We start from the raw sequence: 18,313 nt of genomic DNA, 5'->3' as shown, positions 1-18,313 counted from the left end.
ATGACAGCTCTCAGGGCTTGCCGCCCGTTGGCAATACGCATGCGTAGTTGCGAGGCTGCTCCGGGTCACCGCCCTGGTACACCGTGGCTTGCGGATAGGCACAGATGGCGCGGTTGTACTTGAGGGTGTTCCCCACCCTCTTTTGCGCGCCCAGGCGCTCGGGAGTTTTGCCGGACTCCACCCATTCGATCAGCGGTGTCATGGCATCGATCTGATCCGGGCCGTAGCCGCCAGAGCAGTGCGACACGCCGGGCACAAAGAACATCCGGTAGAACGATTGCGCTTGCTGCAAGCCCATCTGCCGGACGATCTCGTCGTAGTAGTCCATGCCCATCACCGGGTTCAACGCCGCATCGGCCAGGCCCCAGTAGGTCAGGATCTTTCCTTTGCGGGCCTTGAATGCATCGAGCGTGGGCTTCGGGTTCCAAAGATCGTTGATCGTGGCCGCGCGGTCCGGGTCGCGGTTGAAGTCGAACTTCTTCCAGTCGTAGCCTGCATCCTGCTGCGGCAGGAAGAACAGGTTCTTCATGTAGCTTTCGCTGAACACCGAGAGCGCATTGGCGGAGCCGTCTGCATTGATGATCCAGCGTGTCGCGGTGCTGGCTTCTTCCATGCCAGGGTATTGCGGGAAATAGCTTTTGCCCTTGATCACCGGGCCATTTCGGATCTTGGCGAGGGCGTCGGTCTCAGCTTCTGTGAAGCAGTTGGCGTCAACTGCGCCCGTGCACTTGGGCAGGTCGCGCTTCGCGTCGAAATCACAGCTGCGCGGGTCGGCCAGCAGCCCGTCGACCGCACCGTCTTTTGCATCGCAGCGTGCCAGTACGGCCTTGAACACGTTGCCCAATTTTTCTTGTGTCAGCGTCGGCACCGCGTCCAGTGCGAGCTGATTGGACAGGCCCTTCATCATCACATCGCTCCACCGCAGCGTAGGTGCGGCGGCGGCAATGCCGTCGAAGCCTCCGGAAAGCGCGACGCGGCCATCATCCCCTGCCGGCCGCCTGTCGAGCAGCCTTGCCAGTAGCTGTAGTCCGCGGCCCGCGCGTAGAACGTGGCGGCCACCTTCTTGGCCAGCGTGATGGTCTCGTGGACGGCTCGGTAGCCGTGGTCCTCGACCTTGTTGCGCTGCTTGCTCGCGAACGACGCGAGAGGCTCTTTGGCCGCAAGGTGGCCGGTGTCTGTACGCACTGTCGCGAAGCCTTTGGACAGGCCGGCCTCGCGTGACTCGACTTCAGGTCCGGAATCTACGGCTTCGCCCGCGAAGCCGCCATTGCCGAACATGAACAACCGGCCGTTCCATTTCAGTGGCAGGTTGAACTCGAAACCGATCTCCGCCGGAATGATGCCGCTGACTCGGCAATGCGCGGGCACGGCCCCGTTGGCCTCGACGAGCTTCGCGGAGATGACGATTCCACCGCTCGCAAGGGAAGAGAGTCCGGCGCACTCGGCGTTGGAAGAATGCGGCGTCGCGGTGTAGTCGATGGAAGACTCGGCTGAGCGCGTGAAGCCGAACGTATTGCCGCGCGCAGCTTCGGCCATCGGAACGGCGCCAAGAAAGAGCAAGACCCCAAGGAGCCTGGCCGACAAGTGAGCGCGTTGGGCGCGTGGCGACTGGATGGTTTGGTTCGACAACAAGCTTCACCTCATGAAATGAATGAAAGAAGACAGGAACACAACTTGGGGAACACCTGCTTGAGGCGGTGATACTTCAGCTCTAAACTATTGAATCCTATTGAATAGATTCATGAAAGATGGGGTAATCCCTCGCTGCGAGAACCGCATGAACCGAGGCGACTGATGCCCGCGGTCTCGGCGGCGCGCTCGACCGTTCGCCTGATGATTCGGATCTTGGATTCACGACGCAGATGTGAAGGCTTCGCTCCCACGACATAGGGTCCGCCATGCAAGAAATAACTGACCTGCCGCACGACCTGATGATGCTTGTCGAAGTCGTCGAAGCAGGAGGATTTTCAGCGGCCAGCCAGCGCACTGGAATCTCCAAGTCGCGACTGAGTCGTCGCATCGCTGCCCTGGAAGAGCGTCTGGGGGTGGCGCTGTTGATGCGCAACGCGCGCCACTTCGAAGTCACCGAGAAGGGCAAGGAGATGTTTCAGCGCGGCCTGAACATCCGCGACGAAACGCGTGCGGCGCTCGCGGCGGCACAGGAGGGCTGCGGCGAGCCCAGTGGGCTCCTGCGCGTGGCCTGTCCGATCGCCCTGGCTTCGTTTCTGATCGGCGACGTAGCGATCGCGTTCGCGCGCGCCTACCCCCGCGTGACGCTGACAATGAAGACCACCGACGGAAGCGCGCCGGATGAACACGTCGACCTGACCATCCAGCCGGCACGGCGTGCTTTGGCCGACTCCAGCATGGTCGCTCAGCAACTGATGGCGACACCGTATGGGCTGGTGGCCTCGCGGCAACTCATCGCCGAGACCGAGCTGGCGGTAGAGCCGGGGCAACAGAGGGAGTGGCCCACCGTCGGCTGGAGCTTCGACGAGCACGCGGCAAAGTGGACTTTGTGGGGCCCGCAGGGCGAAACCTGCGTCGTCCCGGTGAAGCCCAGGCTGTACAGCGACAACCTGCTGGTGATACGCAAGGCGGCGATTGCCGGCATCGGTGTGGCGCAGTTGCCGCTGGTTCTGTGCCAGCAGGACATCGACGAAGGTACCTTGGGCATCGTGGCGCCGGGCTGGGCGCCTCTCCCGATGGCGGTGTACGCGATATACCCGTCCCGCCATCACCTCACGCAGGCGGGCCGGCTGTTTCTGGCGGCGCTTTCACAGGCGCTTTCGCCGGGCGGCGTCAAGTTACGCGCGAGTGGAATCTAAAGTCCTGAAATTGCAACGGTTGTTTTGATGCGTCCTGCCATACGCTGAGCTCAGCAGTCCTTCCATGGTGGATGAGACGCAGAAGGAGACAGTCGCATGGATACCCGACCCACTCGCCGAACGATCAACACGCACTCACGCCGAAGCTTCATGCTCGGCGCCGGCAGCGCGCTGGCACTGCCCCTGATCGGGTGCGGAGGCGGCGGCGCAGGCGCGGGCGCAGAAGTGGGAGGCGCAGTGGGGGGCGGTGCCGGCATCGAGCGCCCCTTGGTGGCCGAGACCAGCTCGGGCGTGCTGAGCGGACAGATCGACGGACAAGTCATTTCGTACAAGGGCATCCCCTATGCCCAGCCCCCGGTGGGCCCCTTGCGATTCAAGTCGCCCAAGCCAGTCGACTTCACCGGCGTGCCCCGCGACGCGAAGGCGTTCGGCGCGGCCAGCATCCAGACCAACACCACGTGGATCTACGAGCCGGCCACCAACCAGAGCGAGGATTGCCTGTCGCTGAATGTGTGGGCGCCCACGACAGGCGTCAGCCTGCCGGTGGTCGTCTGGCTGCATGGCGGCGGCTTTCGTTCGGGCGCCACCAGCATGTCGCTGATGGACGGCCAGAAGCTGGCACAGAGGGGTGTGGTGGTGGTGACGGTCAACTACCGCCTGGGTGCGCTGGGCCACCTGGCCCACCCGGACTTCGCGGACCCGGACACCGGCGCCACCGCCAACTGGGCTGTGCAGGACCAGGTGGCCGCCCTCCAATGGGTGAAGGCCAACATCAAGGCGTTCGGCGGCGATGCCGACAACGTCACGCTGGCGGGCCAGTCCAGTGGCGCGATGAACGCCATCATGATCGCGCAGAACCCCAAGTGGCGCCCACTGGTGTCACGACTCTATCTGTTGAGCCCGCCCAACATCGCGGCACCCTACGGCTTGTCGCTGGCGGACGCAGCGACCTACACCGAAGTGATCGCGCAGAAACTCGGCACGAATCCCAAGGGACTCATCGGCCTGCCGGCGATGGATGTGCACACGGCCGAGCTTGCGCTGTTCGGCGCTCCGCTGCCGGCATCCGTCACAACGGGCCGATCGGGGCGGTACAGGATCGCGCCCATCGTGGATGGCAGCACGTACATCTCGGACTGGACGAGGACCCCCTTCCCGGCCAGCCTGCCTGTCATCGTCACCAATGACTTGACCGAGGGGTCCTTCTTCACCGACCTCTACGACAACCTGGCCAAGAGAACAACGACTCCACCGCTGCCTGCGACGAATGAGGCGCTGGCTGGCCTGGTCGCGGGCCTTCTGGTCAGCATGGGCGTGGCTTCGGACCAGACCGCGAACCTCATCTCGACATACCGCCAGGCCGCGATGGCTGACGGGCGTGCCGATGTTCCGGGCGACCTCTGGACGGAGATCTTTGGCGACTCCCTTCGCCGCAGCGTTGGTGTGCGCCTGGCCAACCAAGTGGCTGCCGCTGGCGGAAGTGCGCGGCTGGCGACATACATGCACGCCATTCTGCCGCCGGCCCGCGGCGTGCCCCACTGCGCCGAGCTGCCCTTCCTGTTCGGCACCTACGGCTTGCCGTACTACAAGGACAAGGTCGGTGCGGGTCCGGTGGAGGCCGAACTCTCGCAAAAATGGATGCGATCGTTGACCTCCTTTGCAGCAAACGGCAGCAGCGTGTTCTCGGACGACACGCCGTGGCCCGTCTATGCCGCAGACCGCTCCGACTCCGCCCGCATTGGTGATGTGGGCGCCGGCGTGTCCTTCGGCTCGCCTCCCAAGGTGGCGCAGTTGGCGATCTGGGACACGTTGCTGGGATTCTGACGGACCGGCCGCGCCAAGAGAGGGCACACTCGCCTAGACTGGCGGCGGCGTGATAACGCCAGCCGCAAGCGTTGACGCCCGCCCTGAATCGTGCCGAGCATGCCCTCCTTGATCAAAGCCATTCGCCGGGAACGAGTATGAAGTCCGCTGGAATGAAGGGAACCGTCGCGATCGAACTCGTGCATGAAGCGCTTCATGCCGCGCAGCTTCGCAACCTGGACATCACCCATGTCCTGGAGCTCGCCAAGCTGGATCGCGAGTTGCTGAGCTCTCCGCGCGCACGCATCTCCGCGGCGGCGTATTCGCGCATGTGGGTCGCGCTTGCCGATCTCATGGACGACGAGTTTTTCGGTCTGGACAGCCACGGATTGCGGCGCGGAAGCTATGCACTCATGACCCGTGCCGCTGTCAGCTCGGACAACCTCGAGCACGCCCTGCGTCGCATTCTCCGGTTCCTGCGATCGACGCTGGACGATTTTCGTGGCGAGTTGATCCGCACGGACAGCGAAGCTCGCGTGATCCTGCACGACGGCGGCGTGCTGCGCCGGTTGTTCGGCTACGGCACCTGGTTCATCCTCGTGCACGGCCTGGCGTGCTGGCTGGTGCATCGGCGCATTCCCTTGAGCGAGATGCAGTTTCGGTGTGCGCCCCCCGCCGACGACAGCCACTACCGCACACGCTTCTGCGACAACCTGAGCTTCAATGCCAAGACCACGCACATCGTGTTTGCGAGCGAGCTGCTGGATCTGAAAATCGCCGAAACGCCTGAAACGGTCGACAACTTTCTCCGCGCGCCCCCGCGAACCTGCTCGTCAAGTATCACAACGACGCCAGTACAAGCGCCCAGATCCGAAAGAGCTTGCGCAGCCAGATGCCAGACGCGTGGCCCGAGCTGGAAAAGATCGCTCAGGCATTGCGCCTTTCCAGTACAACCCTCCAACGCAGGCTGCAGCAAGAAGGGTTGAGCTATCAACGGTTGAAGGACGACCTGCGCCGGGACATTGCCATCGACCTGCTCTCGAGCGCGTCGCTGACTGTGGCGGAGGTTGCCGCTCAGACTGGATTTCAGGAAACGAGTGCGTTCCATCGCGCCTTCAAGAAGTGGACCGGCGTCAGCCCCGGCGCCTATCGCTCCTCCAGCAACCCGGCGCAGGAGCGCTCATCGGGCCTGTAGCCCCATGTCCTGACGCCCCGCCCATATCGAGGTCCTTGGGCATGGGCATCGAACAGTTGCAGAAATAACCTCCGGTCGACGCCGCGCAAAGCGGCGAACACCAACAATAGGAGACAACATGCAACAAGTCGATGTGCACGCTTGGCGGGTCGATCGCGCTTCAATAAATTCCACGGGCTCGTGCTTTTCTGGTCCGTGCTGATCCTCATCATCGACGGCTACGACCTGGCCGTCGTCGGTGCAGCGCTCCCGTCGATCATGAAAGAGATGGGGATCGATGCGACCAGCGCCGGCATCATGGCCGGGTCAGCGCTGCTCGGGACCATGCTGGGCGCCATCTTTCTTGGCACCTTGGCGGATCGAATCGGGCGTCCTCGCATGATCGCGGTGTGCGTCGCGCTCTTCAGCCTTTTCACGGCCGCCGCCGGTTTGACCCACGAGCCGGTCAGCTTCAGCATCGCCCGCTTCATCGCGGGCCTGGGCATCGGCGGCGTGCTCCCCATCGTGACGGCGCAGATGGGCGAGTTCGCGCCATCCAACCTGCGCACACGCCTGGTGACCCTGGTGTTTGCCGGCTACTCCGTGGGCGGCATTCTTGTCGCCCTGAGCGCCAAGCAGCTGATCGAAGGCTACGGATGGCAGTGGGTGTTCTACGTGGCAGGACTTCCCGTGCTGCTGATCCCGCTCATCCTCAAGACGATGCCGCAGTCGCTGTCGTTCCTCGTCAAGAAAGGCGACCAACGCCAGCTCAGGGCCATGGCGGCCAGGATTGCGCCCGGGCAGGCGCATGCCATGGACACGATCTACGGCGGATCGCCCACCGACAAGGTGCGCTCAGCCCCCATACGCAGCCTGTTCGAGGAAGGCCGCGGGCTCAGCACCGTGATGATCTGGGTCGCATTCATGACGGGACTTTTCATGGTCTATGCGCTGAACTCGTGGCTCACCAAACTGATGGCCATGGCGGGGTACAGCCTCGGGTCCGCCCTGAACTTCGTGATCGTCTTCAACGTCGGCGCCATTGTCGGCGCGATCGGCGGAGGCTTGCTGAGCGACAAGTTCAGCATCAAGCACGTCCTGATCGGCTTCTATGCCGCAGGTGCCTTGTCCCTGACCGCACTCGCCTACACGAAGTCGACCGAGCTGCTGTTCCTGGCCGTGTTCATTGTGGGTGCTTCCACGTTGGGCACGCAGCTTCTGGCATATGCATACGCCGGCGATTTCTATTCGCCGGCGACACGGTCGACGGGTGTGGGCTTCGCGTCCGGCGTGGGCCGCATCGGCGCGATCGTCGCGCCGGTTCTCATCGGATGGCTTGTCTCCTTGAAGCTCCCCCTGGAGCAGAACTTCATGGCGATCGCGCTGGCCGGACTTTTCGGCGCTATCGCGGTCAGCTTCGTGAACCAGTCGCGAGCCGATTCGACGCGCACCAGGGCCGTGAATGCACCAGCCGGCCAGCAAGCAACAGGCCGCATTCAAAGAGGGTCGGTGTAGATCTGAGTCCCTTCGGGTGTCCGTACGCCCCACGGTAATGACGTGATCGGACATGGCCGAGAAGGCACACGGTGGATAGAGTGAACCGACATGGCGCCTTGCAGATGGGCGAGCGCGAAGGAGACAAGAATGCAAGCAAGAGATCGTGGTTTCGTGATCACGGGTGCAGGTTCCGGCCTGGGCGCCGCGACGGCCCGGCGCCTGGTGAGGGCAGGAGCCCGCGTCCTTCTTCTGGACCGGGACATTGCCGCGGCGCAAACCCTTCGTGGCGAGCTGGGAGACCGGTGTATCGCGGTCCGCGCCGATGTCACGTCGGCAGCCGATGTCGAGCAGGCGCTGCATCTCTTCCGCGAAGCCTTCGGCGACCTCCACGGCGCCGTCAATTGCGCCGGGGTTGCGCCCGCCGAGAAGGTTCTTGGGCGCGAGCGCCCGCATGATCTGGATGCCTTCGCGCGCACGGTCCAGATCAATCTGGTCGGCACCTTCAATGTGCTGCGGCTGGCGGCCGCGCAGATCGCGAAGAACAGCGCCGCCGAAGACGGCGAGCGCGGCGTGATCGTCAACACGGCGTCGGTGGCCGCCTTCGATGGCCAGATCGGCCAGGCGGGATACGCCGCCTCCAAGGGAGGGATCGCGGCCATGACCTTGCCCGTTGCAAGAGAACTCGCGCGCGTGGGCATCCGGGTGGTGGCCGTGGCACCGGGGATCATGGAGACGCCGATGCTTTCGGCCATGCCGGCCGAGGTGCGGCAAGCGCTGGGACAGATGGTGCCTTTCCCTGCGCGACTGGGCCGTCCGGACGAGTTCGCGGGCCTGGTGCTGCACATCATCGAAAACCCGTACCTCAACGGCGACGTGATTCGCCTGGACGGTGCGATCCGCATGGCCCCCAAGTAACCACCGAGTACGCCGCGCCCCTGATGCGCGGCAGAAAAAGATATGCAAAGAGAAAGATTGTCCGAATGAACCGAGCGACCGCGCCTGCATTGAGCGCAGAAGTCCTGCGAGAAGCCGTGGATTGGGCCATCTCCAGCCGGCGCAGCGTACGTGCCTTCTTGCCCACGCCCGTGCCCCCAGAAGAAGTCGAAGCCATCCTTTCGACGGCGCGCTACAGCGCCTCCGGCATGAACATGCAGCCGTGGCGCGTGCATGTGCTGACCGGCGAGGCGAAGGCAAAGCTGTCCGCGGCACTGGCCGAGCTCGATGACGACCCGGAAGAATCGCGCAACCTGCAGGAGCCTTACGACTACTACCCGCGCGAATGGTTTTCCCCGTATCTCGAACGGCGCCGAAAGGTGGGCTGGGACCTGTACGGGCTGTTGGGCATCGCCAAGGGCGACAAGGAGCGCATGCACAAGCAGCATGGGCGTAACTACCGATTCTTCGATGCACCTGTCGGGCTTTTCTTTACCGTGAGCCGAGAGCTTGCTGAAGGAAGCCTACTGGACTATGGCATGTTTCTGCAGAGCGTGATGATCGCCGCGAGGGCACGGAATCTTCACACCTGCCCCCAAGCGGCCTTCCTGAAGTTTCATCGTCAGATCACCGACTTCCTGGAGATTCCCGTCGGGCAGATGCTCGTGTGCGGCATGAGCCTTGGCTATGCCGACCTTGCTTCCGTCGAAAACTCGCTCGTCACCGAACGTGAGCCCGTTTCGACCTTCACGACGTTTCACCACACCGCCAAGGAAACAAGATCATGAGCGTGAAGTCCTATGCAACGGGCCTTGACCGCTGCGAAGCGAACCATGTGCCCCTGACGCCGCTCGGCTTCCTGGATCGGGCCGCCCTGGTGCATCCCCAACGCGTGGCCGTGGTGCACGGCGAGCTGACGCGCACGTGGGAGCAGACACGCGAGCGCTGCTATCGGCTCGCCTCGGCGCTCGTCGCGCGAGGCATCGAGCCGGGCGACACCGTCTCCGTGCTCGCACCCAATACGCCGGCCATGCTGGAAGCGCATTTCGGCGTGCCACTGGCCGGCGCGGTTCTGAACGCCATCAATCACCGGTTGGACGCGGAGGGCGTCGCGTTCATCCTGCGGCACGGCGAGTGCAGGCTGCTGCTGGTCGATCGCGAGTTCTCCGCCGTCGTCGCCGCGGCACTGAAGAAGCTCGACGATCCGCCGTCGGTGATCGACATCGAAGACCATCTGGCGCCGCCTGGTGAATGCATCGGCGAAACCGACTACGAATCGCTGCTGGCCAGCGGCGATCCGAGCTTCGCGGGCCGCTGGCCCTCCGACGAGTGGCAGCCGATCGCCCTGAACTACACCTCCGGAACCACGGGCGATCCCAAGGGCGTGGTGGTCAGCCACCGCGGCACTTACCTGATGAGCCTGCTGCAGAACACCAACTGGGCTGTTCCGCGGGCGCCGAGGTATCTGTGGACGCTGCCCATGTTCCACGCGAACGGGTGGTGCTTCACATGGGCCATCACGGCAGCGGCCGGTACGCACGTCTGCCTGCGCCGGGTGTCCGCCGAAGCGGTGCTGCGGGCGATCGACCTGCACCAGGTCGATCATTTCTGTGCCGCACCGATCGTCATGGCCATGCTGGCCGACGCTGCGCGGCACACGAAGCTGAGCCGGCCGGTGCGCGTACTGACCGCGGGATCGCCTCCGCCGATCGCCGTGCTGGACGCGGTGATGGCCATGGGCTTCGAGGTGGAGCATGTCTTCGGCATCACCGAGGTGTCCGGCACGCCGGTGAGCTGCGTCTGGCAGGACGGCTGGGACGACCTCCCGCCGGCGGATCAAGGCAAGCTCAGGGTGAGGCAGGGCGCGCGGGCCGCCATGTTCGAAGGCCTCATGGTCGGCGATGCGGACACGCTCGATCCTGTCATTCGCGATGGCAAGACTGTCGGTGAACTGATGCTGCGCGGTAACACGGTCATGATGGGCTACTTCAAGAACGAGTCGCCACGCGCAAGGCACTCGCCGGTGGATGGTTTCGCACCGGCGACGTCGCGGTGCTCCATGAAAACGGCTATGCGCAGATCACCGACCGTTCCAAGGACGTGATCATTTCGGGCGGAGAGAACATCTCATCCGTCGAAGTCGAGGACGTGATTCACGGACACCCCGCCGTGCTGCACGCCGCCGTGGTCGCCCAACCGGACCCGAAGTGGGGCGAAGTCCCCTGTGTCTTCATTGAGCTGCGGGCCGGCGTTGCGGCGCCCGCCGAGGAGGAGATCTTGAAGTTCTGCCGCGAACGCCTGGCCCACTTCAAATGTCCGCGCCGCGTCGTGTTCACAAGCCTTCCCAAGACCGCCACCGGAAAAATCCAGAAGTTCCGTTTGCGCCAGGAAGCCGGAAGCGCCGAAGCCATCACCAGGCTGGCAGCCCATGATTGAGCTGATGGCCGCGGCGGGGCACGAAGTCCGGGCCGGCTACAGCTTCTCGCGCATCCATCGCTTCGACGACGAGCAGGTTCGCACGTTCGCTCGTATCGCCGGGGACGAGAACCCGCTGCATCACGACGCGGAGTTCGCACGCGGCACGCGATTCGGCGGATTGATCGCGAGCGGCGCTCACACGACGTCGCTTCTGATGGGCCTGGTCGGCTCCCACTTCGCCAAGAGAGGCGATGTGCTGGGCATGAGCTTCTCGGTCGACTTGCTGTATCCCGTATCGGCGACCGAGACGGTCACGCTGGCGTGGGTCGTGACATCGACATCGGCCACCGCGAGGCGCAAGAACGCAAGCGTTCTTGAAATGGAGGGCTCGATGAAGGACGCGAACGGGCGGGTCAGCGTGCTCGCGTACGGCCGGATCTTGTTCGACCCGCAATCCTGAGTCGAGGTCATGCCCCAAGGGATGACCTGTTTCGCTCGGGCAGGCAGGCGCCTGCCCATTTTCAAAACGAGCCATTGGAGACAGAAGAAATGATCGATTCGCACACACCCTCTCGCGCCGGGTCGGCGGCCTTCGCCCCGCCACGCGGCATCTCACAGGCAAGCCCGGATCCGGGCGCTCCTTGAAAAAAGCGGCCGCGCTGTTGTTGCTGCCACCCCTTGCACTGATGGGTTGCGCCAGCGTTTCTTCAGGGTCGGCGCCCGCGGTGCCAGTGGCGGTCAAGTCGGCCGAAGCTGCATGCACGGCGCTGCAGGGCCAGACTTTCGAGGGCGCGGTCGTGACCAAGGCACGATTCTTCCCGACGGCTGGCGCGGTGCCCGAGAACTGCCTCGTGCGCGGTGAGATGGCCCAGGACCTGGCCTTCGAAGTCAGAATGCCGACGGCGTGGAACCACCGGACCGTCTTCATGGGTGGCGGCGGATTTGACGGCGCGATAGCCGCCAGCGCGTACAGCCCGGGCCTTGCCGAACGCGGCTATGCCACGATCGCGACGAACCACGGGCACACTGCGATGTCCCCGATCCGCGATGGACGTTTCGCACTCGACACCGAAATGCTCAACGAGTATGCGTATCTGGCGGTTCCCAGGGTCCTTGCTCCGGCCAAGGCGATCATGAAGGCCCGTCTGGGCAGCACGGAAGTCGCCAGCGCGAAGATGGTGTAGGAAGGTTGCTCCGGCGGCGGCCGCCAAGGCCTGATCCAGGCGCAGCGATATCCGGACACATTCGACGGCGTCATTTCGCGCGCACCCGCGAATGCCTACACGCCGCAGTTCCTCTACTACCAGAAGCAGCTCAAGCAATTGGCCAAGCCCGGCGCAGCCCTGAGCAAGGCAAAGGTCCAGACCATTGCCAACGCCGTGATGGCCCAATGCGACGGACTCGACGGGCTCAAAGACAATGTCATCGGCAGGCCCGACCTTTGCACGTTCAACCTTTCCGCGCTCAAGTGCACAGGCGCGGAGTCGGATTCGTGCCTGACACCTGCCCAACTGGAATCGGCCAGGACGATGTATGAGCCCACCAGCGTGGCAGGAGGCCGCTACACATGGCCAGGATTTCCGTTTGGAGGAGAAACGGTCGAACCGGCGCGCATGCAGGCCTGGGGTGGATCCGGTCCGACACTGCTTGGCGGCGACTTCATGAAATACTTCGTTGCCCAGAGCGCCAGCGCGGATCCCCTGCAGATCGACCCGGCGCAGTACACATCGCGCCTCGACTATCTCGTGGGCCTGATCGATGCGGTGGACCCGGACCTCTCGCAGTTCAGGGCGCACGGGGGCAAGCTTCTGCTTTGGCACGGCATGACGGACTGGCTGATCACGCCGCACAACACCACGCACTACTACGACAAGGTGGTTGCGTCAGCGGGCGGCCAAAGCGCGGCGGACCAGTTTGTCGAGTACTACCAGCGCCCGGGGTGGATCACTGCGTCAACGGCCTCGGTGTCGGACAAGGCGCTGACAAGGTCGATCTGGTCGGGCCCATGTTCGACTGGATCGAAAAGGGCGTGAAGCTTCGAGCAAGAGAATCGTGGCAACCAACAGCCTGGCGGCGCCGGGAACCAAAGCCATGCAACGCCCGCTTTGCAAGTACCCGCAGTACGCGAAGTACAACGGAAGCGGCGACCCGAACGCCGAATCGAGTTTCACGTGCACGGCCCCTTAGCCGCTCGGCATGGTGGAGGCGACTTTACGCCGATGCACTTCAAACCTGTGCGGCTTGTCCGTTCGAACTCTCGCGGTTGAAGGCCTGGAAATTCGAAGCTCATGCCGAGCAGCGGCAGACGTTTGAGGCCAAGGCGGCCGAGGACGAAGCCCAACTTGACCGCCCAACTCGCTACGCTGCAGGATAAGGAAAAACCGGTCGACGCGACTCTCCCGCCAAGCCGAAGACCCAGCCGCGCCGAAAGCCGTTGCCGGATCGCCTGCGCCGGGTCGACTACCATCACGAAGCGGCCGACACCACCTGCGGCTGCGGCCGGCCGCTAGCTGTGAAGTGCCAACAGGTTCTTTTGAGACATCGAGAGACGTGAGATGGGCGCCACAAGGTTGATGCCGTGGTGCGGTCGACGCCAGTTGTAGAAGTGATTCCACAGCGGCAAGGCTTCGCGGCGTTGGTCTGAGTTCGCGTAGGCGTGCCCATAGGTCCACACGCTTGCCGGCCGCTTCCTCGGCCACATACCTTACTGTCGACTGGAGGCGATCAATGCTCACTCGGGCGTCGTGCCCGATGAACGCCTCCTCCACGAAGACGGTCGGCAGCACCCATGCGATCAACCTGTCGCCCAAGGACAGCGTCAGGATCGAGCGCGCGGTTGAGATCGAAGGGCCCGCGAAGCATGGGTTCGGTCACCCCAGTCATCAGTCTGGCTTCTTACTTGCGCGCTTCGATCCGGTGAGATCTTTGGCCTGTCTTCGTAGAAGAACACTACGGCGCCCGATACTGGATCGGCATAGATAGCCTGTGTACTGCGGCCACCCTCATTCTCCACTTTCCAAACGAGGTACAGTCTCTCCATCGGCATTCCGCAAGCGATTGCGAACCAACCGCCAACCAAGAAAAGCAAAAGCAAAAGCATTAGAGGGACGATCATTGCGGCCTCGCAGCATCGGATGATTTCAGGATTTCAGGATTTCGGCAGTAGGCCAAGAGGTCAAGGCTTGGCCTCCATGTTTGCACGCGGGGCGCTCTCCCGGTAGCTGTCCTCGCGGTCCAACTGCTTCATATTCAACTATCGTTATGTCGGCTAAGAGTGCTTCGGGACGCCGATCACCGACTTTTGAATGATGTCGCTGAGAGTCAAATAGGTGAGGCGTTCCCAGGCAACCGATCGGATCGAGCTTGCGCGTTTCATCCTTCTTCCTTCGACGTTGCCCGCCGAAAAGTGACGCCGGGCTCGTTTCCACGTGGGGAACTAAGTTGCAAGAAATCAATATACGGGGTAGCTGGCGACACCGTCAATCGGGGTTACGTTGATGCTGCAACGAAGTTGACCAATGAGCAACGGTGCCACTAAAATTTGCACGTAGTTGCTTTATGGGAAACTGACATGAAGGCTCTCTCGAATGCATTGAAGGTGTACAACGCCTTCACCACGAACCGTGGCCGGTGGAGCGTCACGGGGCTTTGCGAGCACACAGGTCTGACTAAAAGCCATGTGTCCAGAATCCTTGCTGAGTTCCGGGATGCGGGTCTTCTGATACAGGATCCGGACACGCGCGAGTACACAGTGGGCCTGCCTGCCATTACTTTAGCCGGTCATTTCCTCGGCTCACAGCCACTGGTTCGTGAGGCCGTCGGCCCAATGCGCCGTCTCGCCGCCGAACTCGATCACACGGCAGTATTGGGAGTGCTTAACGAAGGACAGGTCCTGCATCTGCTTGAGGTGCAGGGTGCGCACTTCACGGACGTGGGCATGCGCGTCGGGATGGTGGTCCCCGCCCACGCAACTGCCATCGGCAAGGTGCTGTTCGCCTTCAGCGGAAGCAACGGGGAACTTATTCTTCCGGAGGGCGAATACTCGCGGTTCACTCCGAACACGATCACGACTCGCCGCGACCTCACCGCGGAACTCAGGCAGGTACGCAAGGAAGGCGTTGCCCGCACAGAGGGCGAGACGGTGGTCGGTCTAGGCGCGACTGCCGTTCCGATTCTGGAAAGAGGCGAGCGCATCGCAGGCGCTATCGGCTTAGTGTTTCCTCGACACACGGTTAATGCAAAGGACCGCGACGCCCACATCAAGCGGCTGCAAGGGGCGGCACGCGAAATCTCCGGCCGCCTGGGCGCCGTGGTTTACCCGTTCGGGGGCCTCTGACTCCGTGGGCGGAGGTCTCGCGCTCAAATCGCTGGAGTCATGCTGGTCTTGCGATCACTTCTGCCCCATGTACGCCTTGCGCAGGTCCGGATTGCCCAGCAGGTCCTTTGCCGCCCCCTCCAGGACCACCCTCCCGTTCTCGAGGACCGCGCCCCGCTCAGCGAGTTCGAGGGCATTGCGAACATGCTGTTCCACCAACAGCACGGCAATGCCGAGACCCTGCAGCTCCCGCAGCAAGCGGAAGACTTCCTTCACCACGATCGGCGCGAGTCCAAGCGATGGTTCGTCGAGTATCAACAGTTCCGGACAGGCCATGAGTCCGCGCGCAATCGCGCACATCTGCTGCTCGCCCCCGCTCATGGAGCCACCCAGTTGCTTACGTCGCTCGGCCAGCTTCGGCAGCAATTCGTAGACTCGTCGCAGTGACTGTTCGCGGTGTGGTCGCGCCCGGCGGGCGTACGAGCCGAGCAGGAGGTTGTCTTCCACGGTCATGAATGGGAAGACCGACCTGCTCCGGGACCATGATGAGTCCACGTTCGACGATCGCATCGGGCGTCAGGCACTCGATGTGATCACCGGCAAATTCGACGGCACCCGAACGCCGCTGTGTCAAACCGCAGATGGTGCGCAGGAGCGTGCTCTTTCCCGCGCCGTTGGCACCGAGCAGGGTAAATGTGCTTCTGGCAGGCATCTCGAGGCTGACATCGCGCAGCACCTGCGCCTCGCCATACCAGGCGCTGACGGAATCAATTCTCAACATCGCCAAGGTCCTCGCCTAGATACGCTTCGATCACCCGCGGGTGGCGCAGCACCAGCTGAGGAGATCCCGATGCGATCAGCTCACCGCTGGCCAGCACATGGAGTTCGTCTGCAAGCGCCGTGATCGCGTCCATGATGTGCTCCACCAGCACAATTGTCATTCCTTCCTGCCGCAGCCCAGCAACGAGTTCGATCATCTCGCGCATTTCGGTGAGATTCAGTCCGCCCATTACCTCGTCCAGCAGCAGCACCTTGGGTTGGGTGGCAAGGCAGCGGGCAAACTCCAGCCGTTTCAGGTCCGACAGCGTGAGGGAATGCGCCGGTTGGTCGGCGCGTGCCACCAGCCCGGTGCGCTGCAGCGCGCCGCGCGCCGTCTTCTTCGCCTCGGCAGTGCTGCTGATCGAGCCGAGCGCCCCCACCATCGCGTTCTCTAGCACCGTGAGATGCTGGAACGGTTTGACGATCTGGAAGGTGCGCGCAAGGCCCATTCGGTTGCGCTGCTCCGGAGAAGCGGACGTGATGTCGCGGTCACCGAAGCGAACCGTACCCTCGTCGGGGCGCGCGAAGCCGGTGAGCACGTTGAAGAAGGTCGATTTGCCTGCGCCGTTCGGGCCGATGAGCCCGACGATGGAACCCTCCCGGATTCCCAGAGTTACGTCACGCAGCACTGTCAGGCCTCCATAGCGTTTGAACACGCCCTGCGCCTCGATGAGGTGTGGACGCACCGCTGCAGCCGACAGGGCGTGCGGCGACGAGGGCGGGATGAGCGGGCGTTCCACCAGGGGGATCTGCGTAGCGATCATGTGCGGGTGGGCCGCCGCTGCGGCAGAAGTTTGGCCACGCCATCCGGCAGGGCCAGCAAGATTAGGATCACGGCAACGCCGTAAATGAAGCCATGCAACCCGGCGAGGCCGCCACCGAACCAGCCGCGCAACAGATGCTCCAGCGGCACGACGACGAGCGCACCGAGGAGCGGCCCGAATGGGTTACCGAGCCCGCCGACAATCGCGATCAGGGCGGGTTGCACGGAAAGCATGAACGACAAGGTGCTGTCGGGATCGATGAACAACGTGTACTGTGCGAACAAGGAGCCACCAATCGCCGCCATTGCTGCACTGATGGCAGTGGCCTGGATACGGGTTGCATAGGCGCTAACGCCAAGCGACCGCGCGGCATCCTCGTCCTCCCGCACGCTGAGCAAGAAAAAACCGAGGCGCGATCGGCGCGTCCACACGCACGCTCCGATAACCAGTGCTGCGTAGACCACCGCCAAAAGCACGTACGGAACCTTGTTCGCAAAGATCATGCTCGCCAGAGCCGGCGGCTGCTCGAGAAGTACGCCCTCGGAACCGTGCGTCACGCCCTTGAAGTAGACGACCAGGATCCGCACGATCTCGGCGAACGCGATCGTCATGAGGGTGAAGAAAGGCCCGCGCGTGCGCAGGCTGACCGCCGCCAGCACCGCGGCCAAGGCCGCCGCGAACGCGGCGCCGGCAAGCAGGCCCACCCAGGGAGTCAGACCAAGGTCCGCGAACAACAATGTCGACGTATACGCTCCGATGCCCATGAACGCAGCGTGCCCGAGCGAGAACTGGCCCGCGAAGCCGGCGAGAAAGTTCCAGGAGCCCGCGACACCTGCCCACACCAAGGTGAGGAACACGATATCCAAAAATAGGTTAAGAGTCATTTCAGTCCGATCTCCTCGGCACCCCGTTGCCCGAACAGGCCCGCCGGACGTACCGCCAACACCACCATGAACAAAAGAAAGTAGACAAGTTGCCGCAGCGCGCTGTCCATGAAGTAGGCGGAGGCCTGCTCAATGACTCCGATCAGGAGCCCGCCAAAAAGTGCGCCATGGAGACTGCCCAGCCCGCCGAGGACCACGATAACGAACGCCGCGGTGACGAACTCGACGCCCACCGTGGGGTACACCGCGTAAATGGGCATCATCAGGCAGGCCGCGAGTCCCACGATGGCCGAACCGATCGCGAAGGTGATGAGTTGCACGCGATCGACATTGATACCCATGAGACGCGCGGTCGCTCGATCCTGCGCTGTCGCGCGGATGGCCCGCCCGAAGTCAGTCCGACCGAGGAACAGGAACAGGGCTGCGGACGTCGCAAGCATCGCAGCGAACGCGACGGTCCGCGTGACCGACACGCTCACTCCCATCACCTGCCACACGCTTGTTTGGTACGGCACTTTCACCGAGAGGTAATCGGCCTTGAATACAAGTAAAGCGAGGTTCTCCATGGCGATGGCGAGTCCGAGCGTCACGAAAATCTTCACGTGCGCTGGCGCCGCCAGCGTGTACCGGATCAGCCATCTTTCGCACAGTGCACCGAACAGGAACAGCGCAGGAACGACGATGAGAATGCTCACGTACGGATCGAGGCCATACCGCCAGAGCGTCAATGCCGCATACATCCCCAGCATCAGGAAATGCCCGTGCGCGAAGTTGATGATCCGCAGCACGCCAAAGACGAGGTTCAGGCCGAGCGCAACCATCGCGTAGATGCCGCCGACCAGCAAACCGTTGACGAAGATTTGAACAAGCATCGTGCA

The 18,313-nt window shown here is 63.2% G+C and carries 9 protein-coding genes and 6 pseudogenes; 10 read left to right on the top strand and 5 right to left on the bottom strand.

Annotated elements, in window-relative coordinates; translation table 11 throughout:
* Positions 1-10: 10 nt before the first annotated feature.
* Positions 11-1,536: pseudogene (locus BMG07_RS06535) on the bottom strand (tannase/feruloyl esterase family alpha/beta hydrolase).
* Between the two features lie 362 nt (positions 1,537-1,898).
* On the opposite strand from BMG07_RS06535, the gene BMG07_RS06525 reads away from it, so the two are divergent.
* The 10 genes and pseudogenes from BMG07_RS06525 (at position 1,899) to BMG07_RS06480 (ending at position 14,989) form a co-directional block, all read left to right on the top strand.
* Complete coding sequence (locus BMG07_RS06525; RefSeq protein ID WP_198083875.1) at positions 1,899-2,828, top strand: LysR substrate-binding domain-containing protein; 930 nt, start codon at positions 1,899-1,901, stop codon at positions 2,826-2,828.
* Between the two features lie 96 nt (positions 2,829-2,924).
* Positions 2,925-4,652: a carboxylesterase/lipase family protein gene (locus BMG07_RS06520; protein WP_269758718.1), complete on the top strand. Its 1,728-nt coding sequence runs from the start codon at positions 2,925-2,927 to the stop codon at positions 4,650-4,652.
* A 137-nt stretch (positions 4,653-4,789) separates the two neighbouring features.
* Positions 4,790-5,826: pseudogene (locus BMG07_RS06515) on the top strand (AraC family transcriptional regulator).
* A gap of 118 nt (positions 5,827-5,944) precedes the next feature.
* Positions 5,945-7,320, top strand: a pseudogene (locus BMG07_RS06510) (MFS transporter).
* Positions 7,321-7,449: 129 nt separating this feature from the next.
* On the top strand, positions 7,450-8,217 hold the full coding sequence (locus tag BMG07_RS06505) for a 3-hydroxyacyl-CoA dehydrogenase (protein WP_198083873.1): 768 nt from the start codon (positions 7,450-7,452) through the stop codon (positions 8,215-8,217).
* A gap of 65 nt (positions 8,218-8,282) precedes the next feature.
* Entirely contained in the window at positions 8,283-9,023 is a 741-nt protein-coding gene (locus BMG07_RS06500; RefSeq protein WP_198083872.1) for a nitroreductase, read from the top strand.
* Positions 9,020-10,671 (top strand): annotated as a pseudogene (locus tag BMG07_RS06495) (AMP-binding protein). The gene BMG07_RS06500 and the pseudogene BMG07_RS06495 overlap by 4 nt, the downstream one beginning before the upstream one ends.
* The gene (locus BMG07_RS06490; protein ID WP_198083871.1) at positions 10,664-11,113 is read left to right on the top strand and encodes a MaoC family dehydratase; all 450 of its coding nucleotides are present in this window, start codon (positions 10,664-10,666) and stop codon (positions 11,111-11,113) included. The pseudogene BMG07_RS06495 and the gene BMG07_RS06490 overlap by 8 nt, the downstream one beginning before the upstream one ends.
* 226 nt (positions 11,114-11,339) lie before the next feature.
* Positions 11,340-12,686: pseudogene (locus BMG07_RS06485) on the top strand (tannase/feruloyl esterase family alpha/beta hydrolase).
* Between the two features lie 1,538 nt (positions 12,687-14,224).
* Positions 14,225-14,989, top strand: coding sequence for an IclR family transcriptional regulator (locus BMG07_RS06480; RefSeq protein ID WP_198083870.1), 765 nt, complete (start codon positions 14,225-14,227; stop codon positions 14,987-14,989).
* Between the two features lie 54 nt (positions 14,990-15,043).
* Here the strand turns inward: BMG07_RS06480 and BMG07_RS06475 are convergent.
* From BMG07_RS06475 to BMG07_RS06460, 4 genes and pseudogenes are all read right to left on the bottom strand, one after another.
* Positions 15,044-15,680: pseudogene (locus tag BMG07_RS06475) on the bottom strand (ABC transporter ATP-binding protein).
* 55 nt (positions 15,681-15,735) lie between these two features.
* Positions 15,736-16,551 carry an ABC transporter ATP-binding protein gene (locus BMG07_RS06470; RefSeq protein ID WP_198083869.1) on the bottom strand — a complete coding sequence of 272 codons (816 nt, stop codon included), beginning with the start codon at positions 16,549-16,551 and terminating at the stop codon, positions 15,736-15,738.
* Complete coding sequence (locus BMG07_RS06465; protein ID WP_198083868.1) at positions 16,548-17,435, bottom strand: branched-chain amino acid ABC transporter permease; 888 nt, start codon at positions 17,433-17,435, stop codon at positions 16,548-16,550. The genes BMG07_RS06470 and BMG07_RS06465 overlap by 4 nt, the downstream gene beginning before the upstream one ends.
* Entirely contained in the window at positions 17,432-18,307 is an 876-nt protein-coding gene (locus BMG07_RS06460) for a branched-chain amino acid ABC transporter permease (protein WP_198083867.1), read from the bottom strand. The genes BMG07_RS06465 and BMG07_RS06460 overlap by 4 nt, the downstream gene beginning before the upstream one ends.
* Positions 18,308-18,313: the final 6 nt, after the last annotated feature.

The organism is Variovorax sp. E3, assembly GCF_016082275.1.
GTDB lineage: Bacteria > Pseudomonadota > Gammaproteobacteria > Burkholderiales > Burkholderiaceae_C > Variovorax.
Note: the sequence above shows the minus strand (reverse complement) of the source record. Positions and strands in the feature narration are given on the sequence as shown.

What these genes read in the sequence shown, in the direction of transcription:
- BMG07_RS06505 (WP_198083873.1), top strand. Translation starts at nt 7,450, where the DNA reads ATGCAAGCAAGAGATCGTGGTTTCGTGATCACGGGTGCAGGTTCCGGC.
- BMG07_RS06470 (WP_198083869.1), bottom strand. Translation starts at nt 16,551, where the DNA reads ATGATCGCTACGCAGATCCCCCTGGTGGAACGCCCGCTCATCCCGCCC.
- BMG07_RS06465 (WP_198083868.1), bottom strand. Translation starts at nt 17,435, where the DNA reads ATGACTCTTAACCTATTTTTGGATATCGTGTTCCTCACCTTGGTGTGG.
- BMG07_RS06480 (WP_198083870.1), top strand. Translation starts at nt 14,225, where the DNA reads ATGAAGGCTCTCTCGAATGCATTGAAGGTGTACAACGCCTTCACCACG.
- BMG07_RS06520 (WP_269758718.1), top strand. Translation starts at nt 2,925, where the DNA reads ATGGATACCCGACCCACTCGCCGAACGATCAACACGCACTCACGCCGA.
- BMG07_RS06525 (WP_198083875.1), top strand. Translation starts at nt 1,899, where the DNA reads ATGCAAGAAATAACTGACCTGCCGCACGACCTGATGATGCTTGTCGAA.
- BMG07_RS06500 (WP_198083872.1), top strand. Translation starts at nt 8,283, where the DNA reads ATGAACCGAGCGACCGCGCCTGCATTGAGCGCAGAAGTCCTGCGAGAA.
- BMG07_RS06460 (WP_198083867.1), bottom strand. Translation starts at nt 18,307, where the DNA reads ATGCTTGTTCAAATCTTCGTCAACGGTTTGCTGGTCGGCGGCATCTAC.
- BMG07_RS06490 (WP_198083871.1), top strand. Translation starts at nt 10,664, where the DNA reads ATGATTGAGCTGATGGCCGCGGCGGGGCACGAAGTCCGGGCCGGCTAC.